24 protein-coding genes and 1 pseudogene are annotated in these 25,734 nt (G+C 59.7%); 15 read left to right on the forward strand and 10 right to left on the reverse strand.

Translation table 11 applies throughout. From position 1 onward, the window contains the following. Positions 1-330: 330 nt before the first annotated feature. Together AC3A5Z_RS21955 and AC3A5Z_RS21960 are read right to left on the reverse strand one after the other, a co-directional pair. Entirely contained in the window at positions 331-783 is a 453-nt protein-coding gene (locus tag AC3A5Z_RS21955) for a hypothetical protein (RefSeq protein ID WP_487521405.1), read from the reverse strand. Positions 784-951: 168 nt separating this feature from the next. Then, a complete protein-coding gene (locus AC3A5Z_RS21960; protein ID WP_487521406.1) occupies positions 952-1,476 on the reverse strand; it encodes a PepSY domain-containing protein in 525 nt (174 codons plus the stop codon). A 109-nt stretch (positions 1,477-1,585) separates the two neighbouring features. Here AC3A5Z_RS21960 and AC3A5Z_RS21965 point away from each other — a divergent pair, with 109 nt between their 5' ends. The 3 genes and pseudogenes from AC3A5Z_RS21965 to AC3A5Z_RS21975 all read left to right on the forward strand — a co-directional run. Beyond that, positions 1,586-2,062 carry a hypothetical protein gene (locus AC3A5Z_RS21965; protein ID WP_487521407.1) on the forward strand — a complete coding sequence of 159 codons (477 nt, stop codon included), beginning with the start codon at positions 1,586-1,588 and terminating at the stop codon, positions 2,060-2,062. Between the two features lie 302 nt (positions 2,063-2,364). Then, positions 2,365-3,900: a hypothetical protein gene (locus tag AC3A5Z_RS21970; RefSeq protein WP_487521408.1), complete on the forward strand. Its 1,536-nt coding sequence runs from the start codon at positions 2,365-2,367 to the stop codon at positions 3,898-3,900. Between the two features lie 430 nt (positions 3,901-4,330). Beyond that, positions 4,331-4,512, forward strand: a pseudogene (locus tag AC3A5Z_RS21975) (transposase); the annotation flags it as partial. Positions 4,513-4,583: 71 nt separating this feature from the next. Here the strand turns inward: AC3A5Z_RS21975 and AC3A5Z_RS21980 are convergent. Then, positions 4,584-5,060, reverse strand: coding sequence for a fasciclin domain-containing protein (locus AC3A5Z_RS21980; protein ID WP_487521409.1), 477 nt, complete (start codon positions 5,058-5,060; stop codon positions 4,584-4,586). A 644-nt stretch (positions 5,061-5,704) separates the two neighbouring features. Here AC3A5Z_RS21980 and AC3A5Z_RS21985 point away from each other — a divergent pair. Then, on the forward strand, positions 5,705-6,322 hold the full coding sequence (locus AC3A5Z_RS21985) for a trimeric intracellular cation channel family protein (RefSeq protein ID WP_487521410.1): 618 nt from the start codon (positions 5,705-5,707) through the stop codon (positions 6,320-6,322). 253 nt (positions 6,323-6,575) lie between these two features. Here the strand turns inward: AC3A5Z_RS21985 and AC3A5Z_RS21990 are convergent, their stop codons facing one another. Further along, the gene (locus tag AC3A5Z_RS21990; RefSeq protein ID WP_487521411.1) at positions 6,576-6,890 is read right to left on the reverse strand and encodes an H-NS histone family protein; all 315 of its coding nucleotides are present in this window, start codon (positions 6,888-6,890) and stop codon (positions 6,576-6,578) included. Between the two features lie 289 nt (positions 6,891-7,179). Here AC3A5Z_RS21990 and AC3A5Z_RS21995 point away from each other — a divergent pair, with 289 nt between their 5' ends. From AC3A5Z_RS21995 to AC3A5Z_RS22005, 3 genes are all read left to right on the forward strand, one after another. Next, the gene (locus AC3A5Z_RS21995; RefSeq protein ID WP_487521412.1) at positions 7,180-7,416 is read left to right on the forward strand and encodes a hypothetical protein; all 237 of its coding nucleotides are present in this window, start codon (positions 7,180-7,182) and stop codon (positions 7,414-7,416) included. After that, positions 7,413-8,393 carry a sensor domain-containing diguanylate cyclase gene (locus AC3A5Z_RS22000; RefSeq protein WP_487521413.1) on the forward strand — a complete coding sequence of 327 codons (981 nt, stop codon included), beginning with the start codon at positions 7,413-7,415 and terminating at the stop codon, positions 8,391-8,393. The genes AC3A5Z_RS21995 and AC3A5Z_RS22000 overlap by 4 nt, the downstream gene beginning before the upstream one ends. A 302-nt stretch (positions 8,394-8,695) precedes the next feature. Then, complete coding sequence (locus AC3A5Z_RS22005; RefSeq protein ID WP_487521414.1) at positions 8,696-9,436, forward strand: MgtC/SapB family protein; 741 nt, start codon at positions 8,696-8,698, stop codon at positions 9,434-9,436. A gap of 297 nt (positions 9,437-9,733) precedes the next feature. On the opposite strand, the gene AC3A5Z_RS22010 is transcribed toward AC3A5Z_RS22005, so the two are convergent. The 4 genes from AC3A5Z_RS22010 to AC3A5Z_RS22025 all read right to left on the reverse strand — a co-directional run bounded on the left by AC3A5Z_RS22010 (position 9,734) and on the right by AC3A5Z_RS22025 (position 12,630). Beyond that, positions 9,734-9,892 (reverse strand): hypothetical protein, encoded by a 159-nt coding sequence (locus AC3A5Z_RS22010; protein WP_487521415.1) that lies wholly within the window; start codon positions 9,890-9,892, stop codon positions 9,734-9,736. Next, positions 9,879-10,010 (reverse strand): hypothetical protein, encoded by a 132-nt coding sequence (locus tag AC3A5Z_RS22015; RefSeq protein ID WP_487521416.1) that lies wholly within the window; start codon positions 10,008-10,010, stop codon positions 9,879-9,881. The genes AC3A5Z_RS22010 and AC3A5Z_RS22015 overlap by 14 nt, the downstream gene beginning before the upstream one ends. Positions 10,011-10,018: 8 nt before the next feature. After that, entirely contained in the window at positions 10,019-10,165 is a 147-nt protein-coding gene (locus AC3A5Z_RS22020) for a hypothetical protein (RefSeq protein WP_487521417.1), read from the reverse strand. A gap of 677 nt (positions 10,166-10,842) precedes the next feature. Further along, positions 10,843-12,630, reverse strand: a complete 1,788-nt coding sequence (locus tag AC3A5Z_RS22025) for a nucleoside hydrolase-like domain-containing protein (protein ID WP_487521418.1) — start codon at positions 12,628-12,630, stop codon at positions 10,843-10,845. A gap of 802 nt (positions 12,631-13,432) precedes the next feature. Here AC3A5Z_RS22025 and AC3A5Z_RS22030 point away from each other — a divergent pair. Both AC3A5Z_RS22030 and AC3A5Z_RS22035 read left to right on the forward strand, forming a co-directional pair. Beyond that, positions 13,433-14,227 carry a DUF533 domain-containing protein gene (locus AC3A5Z_RS22030; protein WP_487521419.1) on the forward strand — a complete coding sequence of 265 codons (795 nt, stop codon included), beginning with the start codon at positions 13,433-13,435 and terminating at the stop codon, positions 14,225-14,227. A 393-nt stretch (positions 14,228-14,620) separates the two neighbouring features. Then, positions 14,621-15,310, forward strand: a complete 690-nt coding sequence (locus tag AC3A5Z_RS22035; protein WP_487521420.1) for a DUF6946 family protein — start codon at positions 14,621-14,623, stop codon at positions 15,308-15,310. Between the two features lie 250 nt (positions 15,311-15,560). Here AC3A5Z_RS22035 and AC3A5Z_RS22040 read toward each other — a convergent pair whose 3' ends face one another. Both AC3A5Z_RS22040 and AC3A5Z_RS22045 read right to left on the reverse strand, forming a co-directional pair. Next, complete coding sequence (locus AC3A5Z_RS22040) at positions 15,561-16,850, reverse strand: NAD(P)/FAD-dependent oxidoreductase (protein WP_487521421.1); 1,290 nt, start codon at positions 16,848-16,850, stop codon at positions 15,561-15,563. Between the two features lie 14 nt (positions 16,851-16,864). Then, positions 16,865-17,530, reverse strand: coding sequence for a helix-turn-helix domain-containing protein (locus tag AC3A5Z_RS22045; RefSeq protein WP_487521422.1), 666 nt, complete (start codon positions 17,528-17,530; stop codon positions 16,865-16,867). A gap of 194 nt (positions 17,531-17,724) precedes the next feature. Between AC3A5Z_RS22045 and AC3A5Z_RS22050 the strand changes: the two genes are divergently transcribed. The 6 genes from AC3A5Z_RS22050 to AC3A5Z_RS22075 all read left to right on the forward strand — a co-directional run bounded on the left by AC3A5Z_RS22050 (position 17,725) and on the right by AC3A5Z_RS22075 (position 25,630). Beyond that, the gene (locus tag AC3A5Z_RS22050; RefSeq protein ID WP_487521423.1) at positions 17,725-19,773 is read left to right on the forward strand and encodes a hydantoinase/oxoprolinase family protein; all 2,049 of its coding nucleotides are present in this window, start codon (positions 17,725-17,727) and stop codon (positions 19,771-19,773) included. Then, a complete protein-coding gene (locus AC3A5Z_RS22055; protein ID WP_487521424.1) occupies positions 19,773-21,446 on the forward strand; it encodes a hydantoinase B/oxoprolinase family protein in 1,674 nt (557 codons plus the stop codon). The genes AC3A5Z_RS22050 and AC3A5Z_RS22055 overlap by 1 nt, the downstream gene beginning before the upstream one ends. Before the next feature lie 40 nt (positions 21,447-21,486). After that, positions 21,487-22,521 (forward strand): TRAP transporter substrate-binding protein, encoded by a 1,035-nt coding sequence (locus AC3A5Z_RS22060; RefSeq protein WP_487521425.1) that lies wholly within the window; start codon positions 21,487-21,489, stop codon positions 22,519-22,521. A 150-nt stretch (positions 22,522-22,671) separates the two neighbouring features. Next, positions 22,672-23,106 (forward strand): TRAP transporter small permease, encoded by a 435-nt coding sequence (locus AC3A5Z_RS22065; protein WP_487521426.1) that lies wholly within the window; start codon positions 22,672-22,674, stop codon positions 23,104-23,106. Beyond that, complete coding sequence (locus AC3A5Z_RS22070) at positions 23,103-24,395, forward strand: TRAP transporter large permease (RefSeq protein ID WP_487521427.1); 1,293 nt, start codon at positions 23,103-23,105, stop codon at positions 24,393-24,395. Before AC3A5Z_RS22065 ends, AC3A5Z_RS22070 begins: the two co-directional genes overlap by 4 nt. Then, positions 24,395-25,630 carry an MFS transporter gene (locus AC3A5Z_RS22075; RefSeq protein WP_487521428.1) on the forward strand — a complete coding sequence of 412 codons (1,236 nt, stop codon included), beginning with the start codon at positions 24,395-24,397 and terminating at the stop codon, positions 25,628-25,630. The genes AC3A5Z_RS22070 and AC3A5Z_RS22075 overlap by 1 nt, the downstream gene beginning before the upstream one ends. The last annotated feature ends 104 nt before the right edge of the window (positions 25,631-25,734 follow it).

The following is a 25,734-nucleotide window of genomic DNA, read 5'->3' on the forward strand; positions in this document are numbered from 1 at the left end:
TCTGTGCCATTTTCTCATCCTCCAATGGGCTCAAAAGCCTACCTCAGGGAGGACCACTTTTCAGGGGGCAGACCACCCTGAAGTTGATAAGGAGCTTGATCTGGATCACCCTGTCCTTCCTGCTAGCCGAATTGTCTTGGCGGCTGATAGAGCAACCGTTGATGCAGCTCCGCCAGCGACCAAAAACCCCAGGGACCAGACCTTTGACCGGATCCGTCGCGGAATGACTGGATGTCGAGGTTAGGCTGAGCCAACCCATTTTCAGGCGGTCATCAGTATCAGCACCATGCACAAAGACTTCAAGTAGCTGCAGGTTCTGCAGGCCAGAGGTCAGTTATCCCATGTGCTTTTGTATTCGCTCCGCGATGGTGTGAGCTCGGCATAATGATGGTATAGCAACAAGCCTGCGGGAACTTCAGCAAAAGGCCTGTCTTCAATAATGTCCTTCACGATCTTTAGAGTATCTATCAATAGCTTGGCATCCCGTCGAAGAATTTGTCCTAGTGCAAAATCACGAGACCCGTTACCAAGCGGAGGATCGTTGCCGACATAAAGACAGTGAACAGACCATCTGCTGTTCAGTATCATAGCTACATGGTGCAAGATGAATTTCTCGGCATGGTCCAAGGAAAGAAGCGCCAGATCCGGCTTAATTGCCTCACCAACGTGCAGTGCATCGTCAGGAGATGAAAATGGTCCAACAACAGTATGTCCAGCATTTCCAACGACGCGGGCAACCTGAAACGCTCTGAGAAAGCGAGATTCCAATATCAAGACGTTCATTGGCTACTCATTTTTGATTTTCAGGGAGACATACTCGCGTCAAACAGGGGCTGCACGAGATAGAGCGATAAACATAGCTGATTTACGTTGAAGATCATTCTGTTTTCGCTTCAGGCGTCGTCTGGGCGACTTTTATTATCCATTGCAGTTCATGCCACTTCTCGTTGTCTAGTTTCGACGGTTTCCACCATTTCGACCGTTGCTACCACTGTTCCCGCTGTTGCCACCGCCGTTGCTGTTGCCACCGCCGGTCCTGTTTTTTGCGCCGCTGCTGTTGCCATTCCCGGTCACCCCGCCGCTCTTCCCTCGGCTGCTCTTGCCGCTGCTTGGATTTTGCGCATCTCCGGGACGCCGGGCGGCGTCCCGGACCGCCTCGCCTACTTCACGGGCGGCAGCGCTGCTGTTGGGGATCACTTTGCCGGTTGCGGCGTCAACGACCACTGGGGTCAGCCTGCCGTTGGCGCGCTGCACAATGAAGCGGTAGAAGATGCGATCGCCCCGAACGGCACGGACATCGACAGCCTCGCCCGGAACCGTTTGCCTCAGCTTGCGCAGAACCTTGGAGAGGCTCAGGCTGTTGCCGTTCCGCACCTCGGCACGAAGTTCGGCCTGACTAAGCTTTTGCCACGCCAGGCCCTCATCCGGCAGGAGTGTCGATGCAGCAAGGCTGAGGATGGCCAGGTGACGGAACATTCTAGCCACCTATCAAAGCCATGATGAACCGAGCATGAACGCGCGGTTGCAGCAGGGTTAACCGCTGGTGTGGTAAGTCCTCCATGGCAGCCGCGAAGAGGAAGCTAACATGGACGGTTTCGAGCAGCGGTTGGAGGGCAGCACACATGTCTCCCCTGCGGAAAGCCCGCAACTGGGCGCAAACCTTGCAGCGGCGCCTGATCCGCCATCGGTGAAATCGCAGATTTCCAGCGACATCCGCGCCGCGCAGTATTTGCGCCAACAGCAACTCAGCATCCGCATGGCGGCACGGGCAGGGGCCCGTGAGGTGGAATTGCTAGAGATGGACGTGCTTGGGCGGGTAACGCTGGCGCGCGAACTCGAAGCCTTCGGGACTTGGGACGGGATGCCCTACAAACTGAAAAGTGCCGAGCGCGACCGCTTGCTCGCGCAGGGCCGCAGCGATATTGCCGCCGGTTACGCCATCCTGCGCGCATCCCTCATCGAAATTAGGGCCGTCCGGCGGAGGGACCGACGCCTCCTGCTGTTTGTGCTGCTTTGCTTGGCAGCAAATGTGACGACCCTGGCTGTGTTACTGCTCAGCTGAAGCTCGTCTGGATCTCTGGGCGCTCGGTCGCTTTATCCAGAGGCGATAGGGCAGCTTCGCCTTGAGAGACGGTGTTCGCCGAATCTTGGCTAGAGGGTGCTGGGCTTTCCAGATGAAGGCATTTCATCGGTCATTTGAATCTAGAGCTGTCCTTCTGGGTGAACGGGAGATGAACGAGCTGTTGGCAGAGTGTTCAGCTAACCTGTGATCCTATCGTCGGAAAGCCTGGTGCCACCTATGCTACCTGCCATCAGGCGAGGGCGCGTCGAGATGAGGCAGGCAAAGCCGCGAGAGAGGGCATCATGGGACTTTACGTGCCGGATCAATACGCTGCCCATGTGGTGCCCCCCGGGCAAGAGCCGACATCCAAAGTGCCCTTGTCTCTAGACCAATTGCCGATCCCAATGTGGCGCTCGCAGCCCCTGTTATTACTGGTCGGGGCAGGAGGCATCTATCTCGCCATCGGTCTTGCCCTGACGCTCGAGATGCCAGTTATGCAACTGTTTTCTGGGCAGATGGAGAGGTTTGCGGGGATCCCTTCCAGGGCCACGGTGCAAAGGCCCTTCCCCATGGAAAATGCGCACGGCATCGAGCAGTTGCAGGTTGGGGAAGACATCCGCTCCCTGATGGCTGATGACTTGGCCGAGCCGGCAGTTGAAGTCCCAAACTCCGAAGCCGCACCGATGATGGTTTCCGCTGAAGTGCCCGTGCTGGACGCCGCCGCCGCTGCGGTTGCCGATCCGGCACTTGATGTAATCTCGGCACCTGCGCACATACCGTTTCAAACTATCGCAGAATTGCGCGAGACCTCGCTTGAAGCCACCCTTCCAAAATTACCGGCACTGATAAAGCAGTTCACGGGTGCTAGCCCTTCACTTCTGGCGCCTCCGGCCGCGCCGGACATGGCAAGGATGCCAGATGTTACGCCCAGCCTCCCGCCCGGTTTTGTCTGGCCGGCAGAGCTTGAACTCGCCTCACTTTCCTCCGTCCTGACGGTAGAACATTTGCGCTCGGCCGAGCTGACCATGGCTCACGGCATCGCAGAATTGCGGAATGTAACAGCGGGGCGTTCGCAACCGACAGCGCCTGTGATCTGGAGGCTTTCCGATCGGCGGAAGCGCACCGAGGATGTCGTCTCTGTTCTTTGGCCCAAGCAAAAACACGATGGCAGCGGCAGAGGATGTGCCGCTTTCGACTGTCTCACGTCCGTTCCGCCTGCATTGGGCGTGGCACCCCTCCCTCGCCAGACTGAAACGACGCCGCGCAACGTCAAGACGTCATCAATCGCAACAGCAGCGACACCTGGAAATCATGAAGCAGCTGACCGCGAAAGCATTGTTGCGGAGATGTCGGTAGGAACAGGAAGCGCAGCACGCGCTGAACCGGCTGGGCCCGGAGTCATGTCGGGAAATGGCGCGCAGAAGCAGAACGACAACCGCGGTGCTTCCGCCGGGACACGCAACGGAGGCATCTCCACCGGAGAAGGACAGGGGTCAAAAGCTAACGGAACACCCGGGGCTTCGGAAAGCGGCGGTGGAGCGGGAAAGTCCAGTCCGGGCTCAGGCGGTGGCAGTGCCCAAGGGAGCAATGACGCCACCGCTAGCGGTGGCGGCCCCGAAGCGGGGGGCGACAAGGCCAGCTCTGGCCAAGGAGGAGGGCAGGGTGGCGGTGGAACCGATGGAGGGAAGAGTGGCGGAGGGAAAGGTAACGGTGGGGGCGAGAACAGCGGCGGTGGTGGCGGTAGCGGGAATAGTGGCGGTGGAAGCGGGAAGGGTGGCGGAAGCGCGGGAGGCAAGGGTGACGGTGGGAGCGGCAAAGGCGGAGGTAAAGGCAGCTGACGGGGTTAGCTGGCACCGCCGCCCCGTCCAGCGGCACCGGCAGACCGCCCCAGCCCTCGCCCCAGGAGTTCAAGACCAGAAAGCCCTGCCGGGCGTAGCCCAGCACGACGAAGACATGCACGCCATAGTCCTCCACCACCTCGGGCCGCTTGATCACCCCAGCCTCAGGCCGAAGCCAGCCCTGATGGATCTGCGCGGTGACCAGCAGCGCATGCGCCTCCTGACGAAACTGTGCGCCCGCTGGACCTCTTGGGCATGCTGATCATGCCGGGAGCTGCCTGTCTTACGCTGCTGCAAGGACGGGATGCGGATCATCCTGGAAGACCGGCGTATAGAGGCAGACGGAGGTGAAATATAAGGCAGCCATGTGATCTGCTGCCGGTTTATAGACACGAAGATGAGATCGTGACCCATGAAGCGGAGAGTGGATATGACGAGACGGAAGTTCAACCGAGAGTTCAAGATCGAGGCGGTGAGGCTGGTGACGGATCTGGGGTGTGGCGGTGGCGCGGGCCGCGCGTGACCTCTATGTCGTGGAGAGCTTGTTGCGGCTGCTGGATGCGGGAACTGAACGCAACTTCGACTGCTGCATTTTTCGCTAACGGACAATTGCCGAAGGTGCTGGCGATGTCGATCATCAAGGACTGAAGAAGTGCGGCGGCCGGAGCCGCCGCGGGCCAGGGTTACATCGAGGGCATGATGACCGCGTCGATGACGTGGATCACGCCGTTCGAGGCCGCGATGTCGGCTTGAGTCACATTGGCCTCGTTCACCTTCACGCCACCTTCGGTCATGATGGTCACGTTGCCGCCCTGCACCGTGGCTGCTTCCATGCCATTGGTGAGATCGGTGGACATCACCGCCCCAGGCACGACGTGATAGGTCAGGATCGAGACCAACTGCTCCTTGTTCTCGGGCAGCAGCAGGTTTTCGACTGTGCCTGTCGGAAGCGCCGCAAAGGCAGCGTCCGTCGGTGCAAAGACTGTGAACGGACCTTCGCCTTTCAGCGTCTCGACCAGGCCGGCAGCTTCGACGGCGGCTACCAGCGTGGTGAAACTTCCGGCGGCGGCAGCCGTATCGACGATGTCGGCTTCTTGGGCAAAGGCAGGCACGGCGAGGAATGAGGCAGCGGTCATTACAAGAAGGGTTCTACGGATCATCAGGTGGTCTCCATGTTGACGCCAGCTGTGTTGGCGAGTGGGAGACGTGCCTTCGAACGTGACAGATCACCTTCAAATCTTCGCGCTTGGGGATTGCCCCGCCAGCCACTGGGCTAAGCCGTGCCCGAAAGGAAATTCCAGTCAACTAACGGTGACTCGGTTTGATCTGTCGTGATCTGAATAGCAGCATCTTCCGACGATGCAGGCTGGCCCATCGCCTCCAGAGCCTCGGCGGCGAAGTGGACTGTGAGCTTCGAAGATCACGCCGATGCGCCTCCTGGGAGCTGAATAAAGGAGTGGTTGCCTTGGTCATTTTGCGCTGATGCCTCATCAACCCGGCAATGTCACGACGATCGCGCCGTGACGCATTTTTGCAGGGCGGCATGTTCAACGACGCGCTCGATTGGCCCGGCAATCTGTCGAAGTGACGGAGCGAACAGTCGCGCGGCTTCGTGCCTACTGGCGCGATACGGACCCACGGATCAAGGACGTTCCGCCGGCCGAAGCCAACTTTTATGCACCTCTGGAAACAGAACCCATGGCCGCGCAACTAACCGAAATCAGCCCAGCTCGGTTCAGTCGCCGCAGACCAGGGCAAAACGGGTGCTTGTGAGTTAAGCACACTCCGGAATATGCAACATACGATGGATGTTTCGCTTTTCATTACAGGTGTCGACCTGCTGGGCACATTCGCCTTCGGACTGAGCGGCGGCACTCTAGCCATCCGTAATCGTCTGGATATTTTTGGGGTCATCGTGCTTTCGGTCGCTGCAGCACTCGCCGGCGGGATGCTGCGGGATATGTTGTTGGGCGCCACGCCAGTGATTGCCTTGGCGGATGAGCGATATCTGCTGGTTGCGCTGGGAGCAGCACTCGTCGCTTTTTTTTGTATGCCTGTTATGTCCAGGCTGGGGAAGCCGGTGATGGTGCTTGATGCCCTTGGTCTGGGACTCTTCGCCGTGACGGGATGCCGCAAGGGCCTGGATTATGGTCTGGATCCAGTTGCAAGCGTGCTCCTCGGTGTATTGACCGCGGTCGGGGGCGGTCTCGTCCGCGATCTTCTTGTCGCCGAGATCCCGAGAGTGCTGCGAGAGGAAATCTATGCTCTGGCGGCCTTTGTGGGTGCAACTGTGGTTGTCATAGGCGAGCGTCTTGAGATGGCCAGCTGGCTCGTGACGTTGGTAGGCGTATCCGCAGCCTTCCTGCTACGCGTCATCAGTGTGATATATGGCTGGAGCGCACCCCGCTCGCCGTGGCGCTGATGCGATCGTCCTGGCCGCTTGGTGATCGGATCCTTGGCCCTGTTGCTCAGACGCTCTATCGCTTCAGGTGACATTGCAACCACCTTATTTCAATTGCGAAAAGCGCTTTGCGATTGTCAAGAATCGCTCTCTACGACGGAACCGAAACGGCATCAATCCGGCCTCAGGATGGGTGAGGTTTGTTTGTGCTACTTTGAGTTCAGGGCGCCGTAAAACGCCCCAAACGTGATCACATTATCAGGATCGCATGAACTCAGAGCGACATGCTTTCCGCGCTGCTGCCAGCTTTAAGCGCATCCGAGAACCAGCGCGGTTTCCGACCACGGCCCGACCAGGTATCGTCTGCATTGGCTGGATTTGCATACTTGGGCGTTGCGGGAGACCGCTTACGCTGGACAGGTGTGCCTGTCAGTTCTGCAAGGGAAAAACCAAGCTCGCGGGCCTTCTCCTCAAGCTCTGTCAGCGCTGTTCGTTTGCGACGATCATCATAGTTTTCAATTGCCTTGGTGATCTGTGCCTGAAGTGATTTCAGTTCTTTCAGGGAAAGGGTCGCTAGATCGATGTCCATGGAAAGCTCCTGTTTGGAATGGTTTCACTTATTTCGGAAAAGAAGAGGTATCAAGGCTGTTCAGCGCAACAATATAGAAAATGACGCTAGGGACTCTTAACAAAGCGTGAATGTCATGCCGTGCCGAATATGGCAGTGGCCATTTCTGTAGATAGCCAGCTCCACCTAGGGCCCGCGTTTTCCTCCCGGATGATGTGAAACCGCGAACTCCGAAAACCGCCGATCTTGCGATTTCGGTTGATCTGGTGGCGCATAGACGGTCAGGTGGAGTCCACCGGAGGTTGATCACGTGTTTAAACCCTTGCCGCAAGACGTCGTCGACGCGGCCATGCAGCCGCTGGCTGAGGTCGACGTGCCCCCCGTGCTGCAGGCCAGCATCGAACGTCAAGGTCAGGGCCTGCTGACGCTGGCGTCGAGCCTCCTGAACAGCGGAATGGATGAAGAGCATGTTCGTTCTGTCGTCGAGCAGGCTTTCGAGTCCTATCGTGATGAACTCATCACGGCCATCCTTGCGTTACGCACATGATCCAGCACGATGATAAGCTGCAGGATGAGCTTGGGCGGCTCGCTGCTCTGCGCCGCTATTCCGTCCTGGACACTCCGCCGGAAGAACCTTTCGACAAGCTTACCAAGCTTGTTCAAAATGTCCTTGGCGTGCCGATCGCGGCGGTGAGCCTAATCGATGCGGAACGGCAATGGTTCAAGTCGATTGCCGGGCTGTCCGCTTGCCAGACCTCTCGAGAGATCGCGTTCTGCGCACACACGATCAAGACGCGTGATCCGCTTGTGGTCCCAGATGCAACGCTCGATCAACGGTTCATGATGAACCCTCTGGTTACCGGCGATCCATGGGTGCGCAGCTACCTGGGCGTTCCTCTTGAAACCCCTGACGGTTACAACCTTGGCGCACTCTGTGCGATCGACATGAAGCCACGCAATTTCGACGCGTCGCAGGTCGAGATCATGAAAAGCTTTGCGGCGCTGATCCTCAATGAGCTTGAACTCCGGCAGATCGCGATGAGCGACGGCCTGACCGGCGCCATGACCCGCCGGGGCTGGGTCGAAATCGCCGAGAAAGAGATAGCACGGTCTTCGAGTTATGGGACCGAGGCAGCGATCATCATGTTCGATGTCGATCACTTCAAAGCCGTCAATGACACCTACGGTCATCCTGCCGGAGACACGGTTCTCAGAACCCTTACCCAGAGATGCCTAGCTGAGCTGCGCAAGAGCGACTCCTTGGGCCGGATCGGTGGCGAAGAATTTGCCGTGCTGTTGCCGAACACCAATCAGGCCGATGCGGCCGGTCTGGCCGAACGGCTGCGCCGACGGTTTGCCGAGACACCCGTCGCCGTGGATGGCATTGACCTTCGCGTCACCGCGAGCTTCGGCGCACTCAGCTTGAGCAAAGATGTGACCTCTGTAGACGCCTGGCTCGCTGGGGCCGACGGTCTGCTCTACGAAGCAAAGGCTGGCGGTCGAAACTGCTGTCGGTGCGGATAAAGATCCTTCCTTGATCGCAGGCTTCCTGGCGAGGAGATCTTCGTTGCTGGATTGGCTCAGCTAGTCGCTATGAGCCTGCCTTCGCAACACGGATGCCCCGCCCGCAGGGCCCTGCTTGTCAGGGGTAAACGCTGGCCAGCGTGACCTATAAGCACCTGTCAAAGTCGCCTTCGATAATGCTTCGCGGTTATCAGGGGTGAGCGGAGGATGCTGACGTCTGCAGCCACTCCTGGCACTTCACACTTATAGAGGAACGAAGCGTCTCGTCCCGCCATTCTCCTTCGGAGATAGGGGATCACTACATGATAGAAGAGTTCATCCGCGGTTTTGCAGAGGATCACTTCACGCTCCCCCTGCTCAGCAGTCTTGCGACGGGCCTCCTCATCGGGTTGGAGCGTGAACTCCGTGGCAAGCCTGCGGGACTCCGAACCCACACCTTGGTTTGCTTCGCTGCAACACTTCTAACGCTCGCTGCCGCGCATCAGGCCGACTGGGTCGTCACTCTCTTGCCTGAAACCCAGCTTGTCACGGATCCAGCCCGGATGGCGCATGGCATTCTTACCGGTATCGGCTTTCTTGGCGCCGGGGTGATCTTTCGCGAGGGTCCCTCGGTCCATGGCCTGACCACGGCGGCGTCTCTTTGGATTACGGCAGCACTCGGGATCGTCTACGGCGTTGGCATGTATTGGCTCGCGGTAGCCGGCACTTTCGCGACGCTGATTGTTCTGATGCTGCTGCGGATCGTTTTCGCCTTGCTTTCGGTGCGCACCGAGGTGCGGCTGCGGGTGGTAACTGAGGCTGGAGGTGCCTTCGATGCACCGGCGATGCGCACTATCTTGAAAAACGAAGGGCTGGGGGAGGGGGCCATCAGCCAGAGCTTCAATCGGGAAGCCAGTATTCTGGAACTGACCACCTCAACCTACTGCCGGGGGAGCGAGCAAATCGACAGGCTGGCGTCTGCTCTCGCCAGAGCACCGGGCATTCAGAGCTATGCCATCATGCCGACCGATGATCCGCTGGCGGGATCACCGGCGCGAGGGTGAAGCCCCCAGCTTGCCTATTTTTAGCAAGTCATCGCAATCGTTGCCTCCTAGACCTGCATAGGGAGGCTGCCTTGGACCTGGACGACTTGTATCGCCTGCTGCGCGTCTCGCATGTGCAGGCAAGGGGGTGCCGACAACCTCCGGGACCCGCGGCTGGTGGCTCTCTGCAGGTGCGAGCGCCGATGCACGCCTGGGGGCCGATAATTCAAGACAGGCCGCCCGGGTTACCTCCTTGAAAGGGTGACCTAGGCGGTTTCGCCATGGGCGTGTCTTGGCACAGGAAGTGACGACGGTGGATCAGAAGAGGAAGTCGGATATGTCCAGCTGCGCCAGTTTCGTGTTCTCGAGCGTCATGCTGGTATTCTGCGAGAGGGTGAGGACCACATTGCTGCCCGATTGCCGGGCACCATCAATCACCGCCTCGACTTGCGAGCGGCTGAAATCATCGAGATCCAAGCGGTCCTGGCCATTGGTGAAGTCGGTGATGTGGTCGCGGCCCCCACCAAAGTCGAACTCGAAGACATCCTGTCAGCACGTCATTGCCCGCACCGCCATCGATCTCGTCATTGCCCATGCCGCCGTTCAGCACATCGGCGCCGCGCCCACCCTCGGCTCGTCGTTGCCGGCACGGCCATAGAGCCGGTCGTTGCCGCCGAGGCCGAAGATCTCGTCCGCCGTCCCGGTGCCTTGCAGCGTGTTGTTCAGGTTGGACCCCTTGATGCGCGCCATGCAACGTCTCCTTCTGCTGAGTCCTGCGCGGTTCCGCTGTCGGGCGACCGCCTGCAGCCTTCTGGCACGGCCTTCCTGACGCCGCTCTGATCACGAACGTCAGCGTGCTGTCACCGCAATTCGGATACGCGGGTCACATGATCCGAATTGGTCACGCATCGGAAACAGACTGTTTCAATCCGATGCGGGAACGACCGCCTTGGGTCTACGTTGTCCGGCCTTAGATCACAAACTTTCCTTTAATGAGAATTTTAAGCGCACTCCCGCCCCCGTCGGGGGTGCGCATATTTTATTCTGGCTGGGCTCCGGACCAGCGTGACGCTGCCCGACTTCCAAGGCCTGACCTGCACCATCGTCACGGAGGCATCATCGGACCCGATGACGACGTTGCATGACCGCACTCGGGTGATGACAACGGATGCGATAGACGCTTGTCTAGCAGACTGCCCGGTCAAGGATCTGGAACGGCTGCCGCAAGACAGCATCACATGGCACGAAGGTCAGGTGTGCCGGATGTGCCGTAGATGAGGGTAGGAAAGCCAACACAGCGCTGGCCCATCAGACGTGCAGCAGAATGTTCAGCGAAGCGCGGGCTCGACCATGCGCCCTGCTGAAGGATTGGCGGACTTCGGGGGCTTCGAACCGGCACCCCCGGACCGTCGCCCGTGCCCGGCCCGTCAGAGATCCCAGGTCTCGGTCCCAGCTTGGAGGAACGTCCTGTCCGCGCCGTTGGCTTCGCCGTTCAGCCTGACCTCGTCCACATACAGGTTGCGGTCGCGGCCGGGCCCGGCATAGCGGTCCTCGAGGAACCTGACGCCGACCTGATCGCTGCCGTCGAGGTCCCAGTCGCCCGTGAAGGTGAGCGTCTGCCACTCCCCCGCCGCGCGGTCCGCCGTGACGATCGTGGACGGGGCGACCGTCACGCCGTTGACGAGGAGCGCGAACGCGGGGTCGCCCTCCCACGCGTCGCCGCTTACCCGGACCGACACGGTGTCGGGGGCCGTGCCGCCCGTCGGAGCCTCGGACCGGACGAACACGAAGTCGTCCAGGAGGGCGCCTACGCCGTCGCCGCCCTGGGAGGCCACCTCGCGGATGATGAGCCGGTCCGTGCCCGCCGCGCCGGTGACGGTGGTCGTGAACGTGCCCCAGTCCGTCCCGGGCGTGGCCGTGGCCACGACCCGGTCGTTCCACACCACCTCGACGTCATTGGTCGAGGCGGGCGCGTCGGAGCGCGTGCGCAGGGCGAAGCTCAGCGTGTGCGCCTGGCCCGTGGCGGCGTTGACGTCCTGGAAGATGCCGTCGCGCGCGTCGCCGTAGACATCGAGCTCGACGAACTGCGAGCCGTCTGTGGCGGTCACGCCGCGGTGGGCGTCCCACACCTCCATGCGCCCGTCCGCGATGGCGGTCCAGCCGGCGGTCGAGCTGAGCTCGGTCCACTGCCCGGTCGTGACGGAAGTCACCTCGAAGGACGCGTCCCTCAGGAGGTTGCCGGCTGCCGGCGGGGTGGGCGTTGGCGTGGGCGCGTCGCCTTTCAGCCAGTCCAGGCGCGTGGCAAAGTCCGCCAGCCAGGCCGAGCGGTCCTCGTAGACCGTCATGGCGCCGTCGGTGTCGGGCCGGTTGAAGTCGAGCGCGTCGTCGGGGTTGTCGGTGTAGTAGCGCCCCGGGCCGCCTGACGGCTGCTGGACGAACTCTCCGCCCCAGCTTTCCTTTGTGGGGTCGTTCTGATCGCCGCTGAGGAAGCGGAACACCGTGGGGCTGTCACCCATTTTAACGCCCGAGACGTTGAAGATGTCGCCCGACAACTCCGAGAAGAAGTCCCCGAGCGCGCCGTGGCCGCGCGCGTTCTCCTCATGCCAGCCCTTGATGATGTCCTGCGTCCACTCGCCCCCGACTGGGCTGGCGTGGGTGCCCTTGAAGGTCGACAGGTTGTCCACCCACATGTCGAAGGCGCCCTTGAAGTTCGCCTTGATGTAGGCGTAGGCGGTCTCGTCCTGGTCGTCGATGCTGAAGAAGCGGATGTGCGGCGCGATGGACGGGTCGTCGTGGAGGGCCTGCGCGAGGTCGGTCTCGCCGCCCCAGGTCAGCACGTTGAGCTTCTCGCCGGCGGCCGCAGCATTTTTGGCCTCGGCGATGATGGCGCGGGAGGAGTCGGTGGGGTTCGACCAGCCCTGCCCCGGCGCGGTGTCGAGCGCGCCTTGCCAGCTGATGGCCTTCAGCTGCTCGGCGGTCTTGAAGTCGCCGCTGTGCGCCGCGAGCTTGGCGTGGTCGAGGCCATAGGTGTCGATGATGCGGTCGATGTCGCCCACGAGGCCGTCCTGGGCGTTCCACTTGGACGGGGTGGCGGCGATGCCGACGATGTTCATCTTGTCCTGGTAGAGCAGTGCATGGATGAGCGACTGGGAGTCGTCCTTCTCCTCGGCGGCGAGCCTGAGGTCGGTCGATATGAAGACTCTGGGAAGTGGCATGGCGGGTTGGGTCTCCGTTGTCGGTGCCTAAATCAGACAAGCTAGCTTCGCATTCGTTCGCTCAACCGCAGATAGAGAGACCGATTGCCGCGATGATGGTTAAGGGGCGGTGAAAGCCCGGGAGAGGCCTAGCAGGTTCAGGATTGGTGTGTAGGCCTGAAGGGCGCGTCCCGGTTTTCCGGCAAAAACCGGCCTACTGACTACGTAATACCGCCGACCCGCAGGTCCTGCCGACGCCCAGTGTTCTGTGTCGGGCCCACGGACCTCACAGAAGTCGGCACCGGTCTTCCTGTCCAGCATCTCAACTGGCGCGCAAAACTGGCTCTGACTCCTTTTGCTTGCGTGTCCCCGTCTCGTTCTGCACTGGAACAAAGCGGGACAACAGCGGGACATGTTCCGGTCTGTCCCGGGACGCGACGAGACACCCTATAGGGTGTCCCGGTTGTCCCGGCAGAGAGGGGAGAATTGAGCCGATTGGTTTGAGGCATTGGAGAAATGGAAAGCCCCCTCTCGATGGCCTACACGAGGTGTGATCCGCCCGGCTGCAGACCGATCACCACAAGGCCAAGGCAAAGGCAGGGTAACTGTGGCCACAGCGATACCAGTGGCATGGTAGCCATGCGGCGTTCATAGCCGGGCCAGTGATGACCTTATTTGTCGACGTTGACTTAGGGTCGGTTGCCATGAGGCTATCGCCCGGTCTGACCCAGGTGCCCCCCGGCATTCGGAACCATACCTTTGCCCCGACCATTAAATTGGAGAATCGCGCGCAGCCGCGCCGCCAAATGTGGGGAACAATGTCATGAGCTTGGGAAACATCATCGGGAAGATGATCAGTCAGGGAACGTCTGGCCAATCGCAAGATCGGCTGCGCACCGGGGCCTCCAACGCCGGGCAGGGCGGGGGGATCGAACAGATCCTTGGCTCGCTAATGCGCGGCTCGGGAGGGGTCGGAAGCGCCGGGGCGGGGGGAGATCTGGCGCAAAAGGCGCGTGATTTTCTTGGCAAGGATCAGGCCGGCGGGATGAGCGGCGCCAAGATCGGCGGCATCGGGGCCGCGGCTGGGGCGCTGCTCGGCGGCGGCGTTGGCGGTGCGGCGAAGGGCGGGGCAATGGCAGTGCTCGGGACGCTGGCTCTAAAAGCTTGGCGGGACCACTCCGCGCAACAGGCGGGCACCGCTGCACCGGACATGGAGCCAACTGCAGAAGAGGTGAAGGCCTTGACTGGCCCCGATACCGAGCGACTGGTGCTCAGGGCCATGATTGGGGCGGCACAGGTCGACGGCCACGTTGATGACGCTGAAATGGAAAAGCTCCTCGGCCGGATGCACGACGACGAGGCGACCGAAGAGGAGCGCCGGGCGGCGCGGGAAGAGGTGCAGCGCCCTGTCGATGTCGACGCACTGGGGGCGCAAGTGTCACGTCCCGAGGTTGCTACGGAGATTTATCTGGCGGCGCTGATGGCAGTCGACATCGATACGGAAGCAGAACGCCATTATTTCCGCCGCTTGGCTACGGCGTTGCGTCTTGATGCTGGCGTGGTCGCCAGACTTCACAAAATGACCGGCGCTCCAAGCGCGGTGGCGTCTTCAGTTTAAGTCTAGAATCTCTTGTCCTTCTCCCTTCTCTCTGCCCCTACGCCTCCCCCGGTGTAGGGGCTTTTTCTTGCCTTCGTCTCCGGGCCATAGCGCTGATGGTCGCTTTTTCTTTTAGGCACTCCACGCTAACGCGCAGGCCCCGCGGGTATGTGCGCCGCCCGCGTTGCCGCGGTATCAATTCCGGGTGCGCTGCGATGCTGCGGCACTTGGCGTGGTGCTGGGCTTCGCAGGAGCGCCATGTGAGGCCCCTACCGGGGGCTGCGCCCCCTATACGTATTTCACTCCTATGTGAATTCTCTATGCCCTCGTATGCTTGTGACGCGGTCGCATCGGACCAGCTGGCGAACTGATCCGAAGGTTGCGCGATCTGCAGATCTGGCACATCGTCAAACCATGTCAAAAATACTTGTGCCTACTCAGGCCCTATCTGACTGGCGGCGCCTGCTCGCAGATCCACAGAAGCACTGGCGCGCCGGCTACTCCGCAATGGCGACCGCGCGCTCCTGGGAAGCAGCCGGAGGCCGCCTCCCCACGGAGATCGCCGCGATCCTCGGCCCTAAGGCTGACCTTCTTTTCGCCATCCCGGAGCACAAAGTGCCGCTACCCGGCGGGAGCCGGGAAAGCCAGTGCGACGTCTTTGCCCTCGTGCGCGCTCTTGTGGGCACCATCGCTCTCGCGGTTGAAGCCAAGGTCAATGAGCCTTTCGATAAGACGCTCGGACACTGGCTGCAGAGTGGTTCGTCAGGCAAACGGCAACGTCTCTCCGCCATCTGCGCCCTGCTGGGATGTCCGGAGCCGCCATCGGATCTGCGCTACCAGCTGTTCCATCGCACGGCTGCTGCGATCGTCGAGGCAGACCGCTTCCACGCGGGTGCCGCGGCGATGATCGTCCAGTCCTTCTCTCAAGAACACAGATGGTTCGAGGACTTCGCCGCGTTTTGCGGGTTCCTTGGACTTGACGCCGCACGCGGGACTGCGTTGGTGCGAAAGCTACCGGACGGACGCGACCTGATCCTCGGATGGGCCACCGGAGATCCAAGATACATTGTCCAAGAAGAGGAGACGGCGATCAATGCAGATTAGTCCCGGGAAAGGCTCATTTATCCGACGGCGGCTGAGCCTTGGCCTCGCAAAGTTTAGCTAGCCTTTCGATATCGCGCTTGCTGTCGGCGCCACTCCTCACATCACGTCCGATAAGGGTAACTTATCGCGACTAACATAGTACCAATGGCTGGCTGACAGTGCTCTGCATTTAAGGAAAATTACGCCTATAGGAGATGTAACAAGCGATGCACTCACGCTTCTTGCGGTAGGCTTGCAGAACGTTTTTTGCTTATTCGAGGGAATCGCGCAGTCGCGACCAAGCTACGGTAGCTATGACGGCAGGCTTTTTAAGGAAATGTAGAGGAATGGGCGAAGGGGGAGTAACCGGAAAAGGTAGTGCATCCGGCGATGCTCCAGAAGCCCAGTCAGCCAAGACTTTCCCCATGACCGATGCCATGGCCACACCTCGCCCGTTGTATCCCATCGCCGCCATGACATTTGGAGCAACCTGGTTGAGGTGCGGATAGTGATCTGCAGTCATCGCGACAAAGCCGCCCCAAGCGAACCGCCATGGGGTGCCCCGAAGTTGAGGGTAGAGCGTCTCGGATTTTGTTCGTAAGGACTGCATCTGCGAGGCGATGCCGCTGGCACTATAGGCTCCGCGCCCTCCCATGACAAAGCGGCCATCTTGATCCTTTCGATAATATAAAAGAAGTCGCCTGCTGTCCGAGGCCGAATGGCCGAAAGGAAGGATGGTCTGCGCGAGCTCCGGAGCGAGAACATCCGTGGCAACCTGGATTGAGCAAATTGGTACAACCGTTCGGTTCAGGGGCGGGGTGACATCGCTGGTATAGCCGTTCGTGCAAACCAGAATAATCCTTGCACGAAGCCTCCCAGTGCTCGTGATCAGAACATGCCCCCGCTCTTCCTGCGCCAACCTAGTGACACGAGAGTTCCCGTGCACGACAGCACCTGCCCGAACCGCTGCCGAAGCCAAACCGAGGGCATAGTTTAGCGGATGCAGGTTGCCCCCGCGTTCGTCGATCATCGCGCAACTATAGTCGTGCGTGCCAAGCAGATGCGCTGTTTCCTCCTTCGAGAGCATCCGGAGTGCCGCTCCTCGACGCGACCACTGCTCCACCCGAGAGCGAACCGTTTTCTCCGCCTGAACACTGTGAACCGGCTGGATCCAGCCCGTTTGCTTTGCGGCACAGTCGATGCCGAGCCGGGCAATCAGGTCGAAGACGAATTGGCCCGAACTTCCAGACAACTCGACCATGCGGCCGCCGAGGCAATCGCCAAAACGATCGACAATGACATCTGGATCTTCCTTCAATCCCGGATTGACCTGTCCTCCGTTCCGTCCCGAGGCCCCCCAGCCGGGCTCTTCTCCCTCCAGCAACGTGACGGCCACGCCCTTTTCTGCAAGATGGAGGGCAGCAGAGAGCCCGGTGTAGCCGCCGCCTATGATTGCCACGTCTGTTTGATGCTCTCCTACCAGAGGCTCATACGGCGAGAAGCTGTTGGCCGTCGCTGTCCAGAGCGAATTGGAAAGGCTCGGATTTTCGTTACGGATCATGCAGTTCCTCATTCTCAATAGACGGCCGGAGTAACAACCCAAAGAACAACTGTGTCCTGTTCGCCTTCGCACCAGAACCGGATGGGACATATCGCGTCAAAGGCGAAGCTGTCGCCTTCACTCAGCCGCTCTACCTCGCCGTTCACCTCAAGCCCGAGCGTACCGGCAAGAACCGTCCCGCATTTGGAACCTGTAGGATGATTGTAGGGCGTATCCCCAGTGGACCCGCCAGGTCGTATCACGAGCCGCATCATCTGCACGCCGGTGCAACTGTCGGGAGTCATCAACTCCTTGATCATTCCCTTTGGGCCGAGATCTAGAATGCGACGTGCATGCCGGCGGACGACGATCTTGCTGCTGTCCGGCGAAAGGCCCTGCTCGAAAAGCCAGCCAACAGGCATTTCGAGCGCATGGCATATCCCACCGAGCGACCGAACCGAGGGCATGGTGATGCCGCGTTCAATCTGGCTCAGCAAACCAATCGAGACGTTCGCCTTGGCGGCCACATCCTTCAGCGACAGGCCGCGAACTTTTCGACGCTGCCTGATCATTGTGCCCACGCTGCCGCCCAGCTCGGGCCCTGCCCGCGTTCTTGTCGGTCGACTCGAAAAACTCGCATCCATTGATTGACAACCCGCTGTTTCTTTCGTCACAGTGAAATAACAGATCGGGAATTTCAACTATAAAGTTTCGTGGCGACTTCGTACGTGGAGGCTGACGTGAGGAAGATGTCTCAAAGTAGCAACATCTGACGATGAGCAGGCGGCTCCGCACCGGGCAGGCGCAGCCCGCCCGAACACTTCGACGGACGCTAATACGCGCGTGAAATCACCAGATCAGAACTCATCCAGACAAAGAGGGACACGGACAAATCATGGCTGAAATAGGTGTAGATATCGGCGGCACTTTCACGGACTTGGTGTGTCGTGAACCGGGGCAACCGCTGCGCGTCATGAAAGTGCCAACCACGCGAAACGATCCGAGCAAGGCTGTGCTCGAAGCCATACGGCTGCTCGAACAGGAGTCGGGTATCTCGGCAACGGACATCAAGCGTTTCGTGCATGGAAGCACCGTTGCGACCAACGCTGTCATCGAACGCAAGGGGGGCAAAACCGGCATTCTGACCACCGATGGCTTCAAGGATATTCTGGAAATAGGCCGGCAGATCCGGCAAACGCTCTATGCCGCGGTGCTCGATCCAGAGGAGCCCGGCTATCTTGCGCCAGGCGCCCTGCGCCGTGAGGTCGTTGAGCGGGTCGATCCTGACGGAACGGTAATCACGCCTCTGGACGAGGACAGTGTTCGCGCTGCGGCAAAGCATCTGGCAGAAGGCGGAGTGCAGGGTATTGCCATCTGCTTCCTCTATTCATTCATAAACCCTGATCACGAGCGTCGCGCCGCTGAGATCATCCGCGATCTCTATCCGGCTATAGCCCTGTCGCTGTCGAGCGAAGTCGATCCTGCATTTCGGGAATATGAGCGAACGGTCGTAACGGCGTTTGATGCCTACATAAAGCCGGTCATTGACAAATACCTTGGCAATCTTGAGGACGGTCTCAAGAGCCTAGGCGTTCCTGCGACCCTTCAGATTATGCAGTCGAGAGGCGGCATTACATGCAGCGAAGTGGCTCGGCAGCGCCCGGTGCGGCTGTTCCTGTCAGGTCCCGCGGCGGGGGTGATCGGCGCTCAAATGGTGGGGCAATCTGCTGGGATCGGCGATCTCATCAGCGTAGATATTGGAGGCACAAGTTCCGACATCGCGCTTATTCGGGCAGGCGAACCCCTGATCCGGCCTGAAGGCTATGTCGCTGGCTACAATATTCGCGTGCCGATGGTCGACGTGAATGCAATCGGCTCGGGCGGCGGCTCCGTCGCCTGGATCGATGGTGCCGGAGGATTACGTGTCGGACCGCATTCGGCTGGTTCAGAGCCGGGTCCTGCCTGTTACAACCGGGGCGGGCAAAACGCCACGGTGACCGATGCATCCATCGTGCTGGGCTATCTCGATCCTGATTATTTTGCAGGCGGCACCCTGAAGCTGAAACCGGAGTTGTCCTTCAAGGTCATCGAAGAAACGGTAGCAACGCCCCTTGGTCTGACCGTCGAAGAGGCGGCTTTGGGGATACATCGAGTTGTCAATACTCAGATGACTGAGGGAATACGCTTGGTTTCCATCCGGCAAGGATATGATCCGCGCGAGTTTGCGCTGCTGCCCTTGGGCGGTGCAGGAGGCATCCACGCTGCAGCGCTTGCCACGGATCTTGGCATTAACCGTATCCTTATGGCGCGTCACCCCGGGGTGCTCTCGGCGATCGGGCTTCTCTCAGCCGTCATAGAACACGAGAAATCGGTAGCTTACGCACGCCATCTCGATGACTTGTCGCTTACCGAAGTGACTGAGGAACTGAAGGCGCTAGACGCTGCCTGCGCGGCCCTGATGGCCAAGGAGAACGTGGGAGCCGACGCTACAGAGGTTCGCTACTCAGCAGACGTATGCTTTGTTGGTCAATCCCACTACCTGGAAGTCACCTTCACGCTTGGCGAGGATCTTGCGGACCAGCTGCGCACCGGCTTCCGTGCCGCGCATTTCCGGATCTTTGGTCATGCGGCTAACTCCCCGGCCCAAGTTGTTAACCTTCGCGCGATCCATCGCTCTGGTGGTGACGCGCTGATCGACAGGGCGCCCGACGTTAAGGATGGGCAGAACGCGCGTAAGGGAAGGCGGGGGATTGCATTACCAGGTTATGACGCCCGCGTTGATGCAGATGTCTACGATCGCGACCGGCTGATCCCGGGCAGCACCATGTCGGGGCCTGCCGTGATCGAGCAAGCGGACACCACGACGGTGGTTCCCCCAGGATGGTCCATCCAGGTGCTGGACGGGGGCAACATTCTTCTGACCAACGATAAGGGAGACGCATGATGGCTAAGCTGGCAGCGATCGATCCGATTACGCTTGAGGTGGTCCGCAACAAGCTCGACGGGATCGCGAACGAGATGCAGTCCACTCTGCTGCGTTCGTCGTTTTCGCCGATCGTCCGGGAAGGGCTCGATGCCTCCGCGAGCCTCTTCACCCTCGAAGGAGAATCTTTGGCTCAGGCGATCGCAATTCCGATCCACCTCGCCACGATGATCCCTGTGGTGAAACGGATCGTCTCGGAGTTCCCGCCCTCCGGGATGGTGGATGGCGACATCTACCTGATGAACGATCCCTATTTGGGCGGCACACATCTGCCCGATATCGCACTAGTGATGCCAATCTTCTCCGAAAATCGCCCCATCGCCTTCGCCGCCGCTATGACACACCATCAGGATGTCGGTGGCATGTCGCCAGGCTCAATCCCCACCAATGCAACCGAGATTTTCCAAGAGGGTCTGCGTCTCCCTCCACTGAAGTTTCGCAGCGGATACGAAACCTTCGATGAGACAGTCATCAAGATCCTTCGGCTCAACAGCCGCATTCCGGATACATTCATGGGCGACATCAATGCACAGGTATCTGCCTGTTCCGTAGGCGCGCGGCGGGTTGCCGAACTGGCGCATGTGCATGGTGCCGAACTCATGTTGGACCTGTTCGGCGAACTTCTTGACCGATCCGAGAAGATGACGCGTGAGGCATTGCTAAAACTGCCGCAGGGCCGTTACACCTACGTCGACTTCAATGACAACGACGGGATTGAACTCGATAAGCGGATCCGGATCGAGGTCGCCGTGACGATCGCGGACGGGCGCTTTGTCTGCGACTTTACTGGGACCAATCCTCAGGTCCGTGGACCCTTCAATGTGGTGCCCTCAGGCAGTCAGGCCGCAGCCTATTTCGTTCTCCGAACCATCACTGGCAAAGACATACCCACCAACGGCGGCTGTTTCCGGATGGTGGATCTGGTGTTACCGAAAGGGAGTATCCTGAACCCGGTCGCACCCGCGCCGGTCAACTCTCGAACAGCCACGATCAAGCGCGCGACGGGAGCAATCCTGGGATCGCTGCGCGACATCCTTCCCGATGTCGTCGGTGCCGATGCTGCGGGCGAGATGCTGGCCCTGATGTTCGGCGGATCCGACCCCGAGGGGAAACAATATGTCGTTGGCGAGCTCATTGCCGGCGGAAGCGGGGCCGGATCCGACAGGGATGGTGTGGATGTCGTGGAAACCGATGCCACGAACTGCATGAACCTGCCCGTGGAATCCTTTGAACGCGATGCTCCCATCCGCATTACCAAGACGCGTCTGCGTCGGGACTCAGGTGGCGCTGGCCGCCAGCGCGGCGGCTTGGGGATCGAACGCGAGTATTTGGTCTTGGCAGGAGAGGTCACCTTCACGCATCGCGGCGAGCGTCACTTCTGTTCGCCCTCCGGCGCCTTCGGCGGCGAGCCCGGAATGCGCGCCCGGACCGTCATCTACCGCGCCAGCGGCGAGGAGGAGGTCGTCCGTTCGAAACTCGTCACGCGTCTCTTTGCTGGCGACCGGATACTCATCGAGACAGCCGGTGGCGGAGGTTTCGGAGATCCTAAGGAACGTGATCGCGCGCTCGTGAGAGCGGATGTCGAGAATGGCAAGGTCAGCGCAGAACTGGCTGCCGAAATCTACGGAGCTTGAGTCAACCGGAACACATCCGGTAACAACAGGAGAGAAGAATATGTCCCACCCACACAGCTTCAAATCGCTTCTTGTCGGTACCGCTCTGGTGCTGACAGGAGCGGCATTCGCCGAGCCGAACATGGCCTCGGCCGCAGACGCCGAATGGAAAATGCACATCGTGTTTGTACCCGGGCGCCCTGAGGCACAGGCTTATCAAGCCTTCGCGGACGCAGTGTCTGAACAAGCCGGCGATAAGCTGGACATCACGGTGTTCTCGGGCGGCAGCCTTGGTGTCAAGGATGCTGACATGCTGCGCATTTTGCCGCGTGGCAACATTATCCAAGCGGCGGGGATCTATCCCGGCTATCTGACGCGCGACAAGCCACAATATGCTTATACGCTCCCGCCCGGCGTTGTCGCCGAACCCGAAACACTTCAGAGGATACTTCCCGAGCTCCGGACGATCTACGAGGAGACCTACGATGAGGCCGGCATCAAGCTGCTGGGCTTCATCGGCCATGCGGTGCGGGACACGCATATCATGTGCAAGGAGCCTGTGAGGACACTGGAAGACCTCCAAGGCAAGAAGATCCGCGTCTGGGAGCAGTTCCACGTCGACGTCTTCGAAAAGATGGGGATCTCTGCGCAGATCATCGGACAGAACGATCTTTATGTTGCAATGCAGACCGGGGTGGTCGATTGCGCCGTTTATCCTATCGGACTGGCGGTAACCGTCTCGCTGCAGGAGGTCGCCCCCTATGCGAGCTATCTCTTCCCTTATGTGCTGCACCCTCTGAACCTCATTGCATCGCAAACCGCCTACGATGCGTTGCCGGAAGATGTTCAGAAGATCGTTCTTGATGCCGCGGCCGAGGCCGAAAAGAGCTCCTTCGCGTCCTATCTGAGCGGTGAAAACGACGAAAAAGCAATGGAACAGTTTTATGCCAGCGGGGGAGAATTGCTCGAGCCATTCCCCGAAAGCGATCGCGAGGCATTCGTCGCCACGGCTGGCGAGGTCTGGAAGGAGCTCTCAGCGGGAGCCGGCGGAAATGCCGAACAAGTCTATCAGACAATCAGCGAAGCCGTGAAGTAAACGCGGGCACAAGGCGCGCGTCTTGAACAGACCGCGCTTTGTGCCTGGCACCCATGAAATGCCTTTGGGGGATAGCACTTGCTTGCGATACATTGGACTAACCGGCTGGCCTCAGTTCTCGCGCGCCTTGCGGCGGGTCTTGGCGTAATGATGGCGGTATTCGTCACACTTTCTTCAGTCATGCGATACTTGATCGGTTCCCCCTTCGCCTTCACCGAGGAGCTGGTGGGTCTGCTCTTCATGTCGATGATTTTCGCCGGCCTGCCGGTCGTGACCTGGCGCCAGACCCATATTTGCGTCTCCATCGTCCCGGACCTGCTGTCGTCGCGTGGTAAGGCCATCATGCGACGCGTGGCGCATCTGCTGATCTTTGGTTTCTGCGTCTGGTTCGGAAAGCTGACGTGGGACTATCTGCAGATCACTCTGGCGCTTGATGCGCGCAGCGCGGGCAGCCGGCTGATCCTGTGGCCATGGACAGCCTTGCTCCCGCTGTCATGTCTCCTGTCGGGGCTCGCAGCCTTGTTTCTCGCCATCGCGCCGGTAGAGCCGGACAGACCTTCCCATCCCGCGGGAGGGGGTGAATGATGGTATGGCTCGTAATCGCCGCCGGCTTTCTTCTCACCGCAGTCACCGGCTTGCCTATCGGACTGGGGCTTGCGCTTACAGGGATGGTAATCCTGCAATTTGTGGTCGGCGGAGCAACCGACCTAGCTGTTAATGCAATGTGGAATGTCTTCACCGATTTCACATTGAGCGCGGTTCCCCTATTCATTTTCATGGGGGAAATCTTGCTCGTAAGCGGCGTCAGCAGCCGTCTCTACACAGCCGTAGCTCCTCTTTTCATGCGGATTCCAGGCAAGCTACTCCACACGAACATTGCCGTAAGCGCACTGTTTGGCTCGGTGTCGGGTGCTTCGACCTCGACCGCTGCCGCTGTCGGCTCCGTTGCTTATCCTGAACTGGTAAAACGAGGATACGAACCTAAGGCCGTCGTCGGAACGCTTGCGGCAGGAGGAACCCTGGGTTTGCTGATCCCGCCCAGCCTTTCCTTGCTGATCTACGGCGCTACGCAGCAGGTCTCCATTGGCCAACTGTTCCTAGCCGGCCTTCTTCCCGGGCTCATGCTTGCCGTGATGATGATGCTCTACATCGGCTTTGTGGTCAGTCGGACTGATGGAGCTGTTCCTGCGGGAGGAGATAACGTTGGTCTTGGTGCTGCCTTGGCCGGACTGCTGCCGATTTGGCCCTTCGCGCTGCTGATTTTTGCGGTCCTAGGAACGATCTATCTTGGCTTGGCGACGCCCACAGAGGCCGCGGGCCTGGGTGTTCTCTCCTCGATTATCCTCGGATTCGCTTGGGGTGGACTTACGTTCCGGAAGCTGTGGGATGCATTTGCGGACTCGGTGCAGGTGTTCGTTGCGATCGGCGTCGTAATGCTCGGTGCCCTAATCCTTTCCCAAGCAATCTCGATCTTGGGCCTTCCGCGAGAGGTCATGTCCTCGATCGAGGCCATGAACATGTCGCCCATGATGGTCCTCCTCGCCGTATGTGTATTCTATGTCGTCCTTGGCTGCTTCTTCGACGGCATATCGTTGATGCTGATGACCCTGCCCATCGTCTTTCCGGTCATGACAGGCGTTGGCTTCGATCCGGTGTGGTTGGGCGTCATCGTCACCATCCTGATTGAGGTGGGAATGCTGACCCCGCCAGTAGGGATGAACCTCTACATCATCTCGGGAATTACGGGAAACCGTGTGACGCTGCTGCAGGCCGCTTGGGCCTCTATGCCTTACTGGCTGATCCTGCTCGCAGGTGTTGGGATCCTTACGGCGTTTCCAATCATCGCGTTGCTGCTGCCCAGAACGATGTTCTAATGGGGGTATCTGACACCGACGACAGCGGCCTCGGAAAGGGGCGGCTGTTCTTCGTCCTGTTTCTGTTCGGGACCGCCTATTTCTTTTCGCTCTTCTTCCGCACCGTGAACGCCATTCTGGCTCCCGCCCTCCAGCAGGATCTGGGGCTAGGACCTAATGCTTTGGGATTTCTGACTGCGGCATATTTCCTTGGTCTAGGCTTGGCACAGATACCAATCGGTATCTGTCTGGATGCCTATGGTCCTCGCCGCGTGCAAGCCGCACTTCTGTGCACAGCGGCTATCGGTGTCGCCACGTTCGGCCTGTCGAATGATGTTGTCGTGCTGGTCCTTGCGCGGCTCCTCATAGGCATCGGTCTGGCGGGCTGTCTGGTCGCCTCATTTCAAACAGCGAACCTCTGGCTGACGGCCCGTCAACTGCCTCTTGCGACAGGCCTCTTCCTCGCGGCGGGAGGGCTGGGCGCCCTCGGTGCAACACGACCAGTGAGCCTGCTGATTCAGGTTTGGACATGGCAGCAGATATTTCTAGTTTTGGCCTGTCTCATCCTCGTCCTGGCGTGCGCGATCTTCGTGGCCACCCCTGACCCAAAGCAGTCGAGACGAGTCTCTTGGCGTGAACGGCTTCGCAGTGTTCCGGTTGCTGCGCGCAATTCGCGGCTAAGAAGCTATCTTCCGCTGTCCGCACTGTGCTTTGGAACCGGTACCGCCATGCAGGGGCTTTGGGCCGCTACCTGGATGCAGAGTGTTGCCGATTACCCTATTGACCGAATTTCATGGACATTGACGGCCATGGCCGTCGCATTGACCATAGGCTCGGCCCTTGGCGGCATGATCTCAAGCTTGCTCCAGAGGTTCGGTATCAACTATCGCCATGTTGTACTGGGTAGTGCTTTTTTGTTCATCATTGCAGAGATAGTGCTCATCGCCGGGCCAGTTGCCGCCAATCCGGCCGCCTGGCTGCTGTTTTCCCTTACCTATAACGTGGTGACTCTATCCTACGCCTACGTGGCTCTTGCCCAGAGCAAAGACATGATTGGGATATCTAATGCACTGATGAACACTGCTGTCATCCTTACCACCTTCGCAATTCAGTATGGTCTTGGTGTCGTATTCGCTTGGACGGAAGCAGATTTAACGAAAACTCCCTACTTTTATTCCTTGGGTTGTCTTGCCGCCTTTCAGGTCATGGCGCTCTGGTGGGCTTGGCATCAGTCGTCCTCAGAGGATCAAGCATAGAACCTATTGACCGCCGCATTTCGGGGCTGCGCTATGGGGTAGTGACGTTCGGCTGCCGATAAGGTGGCATATGCATCGCTGAGAATCTGCGCCTAAACCTGATC

This window comes from Cereibacter sp. Soil_C_27 (genome assembly GCF_057657095.1).